Source organism: Massilia sp. CCM 8734 (assembly GCF_011682155.1).
GTDB lineage: Bacteria > Pseudomonadota > Gammaproteobacteria > Burkholderiales > Burkholderiaceae_D > Telluria_A > Telluria_A rubra.
In genome coordinates this window covers 1-1,676 of record NZ_WHJI01000117.1, presented here as the reverse complement: position 1 = coordinate 1,676, position 1,676 = coordinate 1, and the positions used below count along the sequence as shown (strand labels likewise).

Annotated in this window: 2 protein-coding genes and 1 pseudogene; all 3 read left to right on the top strand. The window is 61.8% G+C overall.

Features of this window, described 5'->3' with window-relative positions:
- Window positions 1–170: flagellin (locus F2P46_RS35670; protein ID WP_267875913.1), on the top strand; the 170-nt coding region annotated here is incomplete at its 5' end.
- Window positions 171–395: 225 nt separating this feature from the next.
- Window positions 396–1,256 carry a flagellin gene (locus F2P46_RS35665; RefSeq protein ID WP_166899234.1) on the top strand — a complete coding sequence of 287 codons (861 nt, stop codon included), beginning with the start codon at window positions 396–398 and terminating at the stop codon, window positions 1,254–1,256.
- Window positions 1,257–1,483: 227 nt separating this feature from the next.
- Window positions 1,484–1,676, top strand: a pseudogene (locus F2P46_RS35660) (Lateral flagellin); the annotation flags it as partial.

Genomic DNA, 1,676 nt, shown 5'->3' with positions numbered 1-1,676 from the left:
TGTCGAACATCAGCACCAACAGCAAGGCCGCCACCGGCCGCATCATGGACGTCGACTTCGCCAGCGAAAGCTCGAAGATGACCACCAGCCAGATGCTGCTGCAAGCCGGCACCGCCATGCTGAAACAAAGCAACAGCATGTCCTCGATGGTCATGTCGCTGCTGCAGTAATCAACAGCATGCCCGGCCGCAAGCCGGGTCCCCGAAAAGCCAGCCGCTCACCCGGCTGGTTTTTTTTCGTCCGCGTGCGCGGTCGCGCGACGGGCTTGACAATGATCAAAGGTTTGCCGTATGGCACTTAACGGGCCAGGCCGGGGTGTCGCCTTGGAGTGATAAGAGCGCGGCACCAAGCGCGACTCCGACACACCACCCACCCCAACCATCAGGAGTTTGACCATGCTGAGCCTTCACACCAACAACGCTTCCCTGTCCGCACAAAATTCGATCAACCGCACCCAGGGTTCGCTGTCGACCTCGATGACCCGTCTGTCGACCGGCTACCGCATCAATTCGTCGATGGACGACGCTGCCGGCCTGCAGATCGCCACCCGCCTGAAAGCCCAGACCAGCGGCATGGCCGTGGCCATGCGCAACACCCAGAATTCGACCTCGATGCTGCAAACGGCTGAAGGCGCGCTCGATGAAGTGAGCAACATGCTGGTGCGCATGAAGGACTTGGCCACGCAAGCGGCCGATGCTTCCTCGACCGCCGCCGACAAGACCGCCATGCAGTCGGAATACGACGCCCTCGGCACCGAACTGTACAACGTCATGAGCAACACCACCTTCGGCGGCGCCAAGCTGCTCGCCGGCGGCACCATCGCCTCGGCCATGACGTTCCAGATCGGTTCGAGCACCAGCGAAAAAATGACCGTCGACATGTCGGGCAGCATGACCACCCTGGACGCCGACGTTCTCGCCACCACCGCCAACTATGCCGCCGTGGCCGTGATCGGCACCGAACTGACCGGCGCCGGCACCGCCTCGACCTCGATCGACAAGCTCTCGACCGCGATCGCTTCGATCGGCACCGTGCGCTCGGCGCTGGGCGCCTCGGCCAACCGCCTCGAACACGTCTACAACAACCTGTCGAACATCAGCACCAACAGCAAGGCCGCCACCGGGCGCATCATGGACGTCGACTTCGCCAGCGAAAGCTCGAAAATGACCACCAGCCAAATGCTGCTGCAAGCCGGCACCGCCATGCTAAAACAGAGCAACAGCATGTCCTCGATGGTCATGTCGCTGCTGCAGTAATCATCAGCCTGCCCGGCCGCAAGCCGGGTCCCCCGCAAAGGCCAGCCGCTCACCCGGCTGGCTTTTTGACGTCCACGCGCGCCGCCGCGTGATCGGATTAACAAGGGAAAAATATATTTCCATGTGGCACTTAATGATCTAGATCAAAGTGTCGCCTTGTATTGATGAGAGCGCGACACCAGCGCGGCTCCGAACAGTTTCCACCCCCAACATCCAGGAGTTTGACCATGCTGAGCCTTCACACCAACAACGCCGCCCTGTCCGCGCAAAACTCGATCAACCGCACCCAGGGTTCGTTGTCGACCTCGATGACCCGCCTGTCGACCGGCTACCGCATCAATTCGTCGATGGACGACGCCGCCGGCCTGCAGATCGCCACCCGCCTGAAAGCCCAGACCAGCGGCATGGCCGTGGCCATGC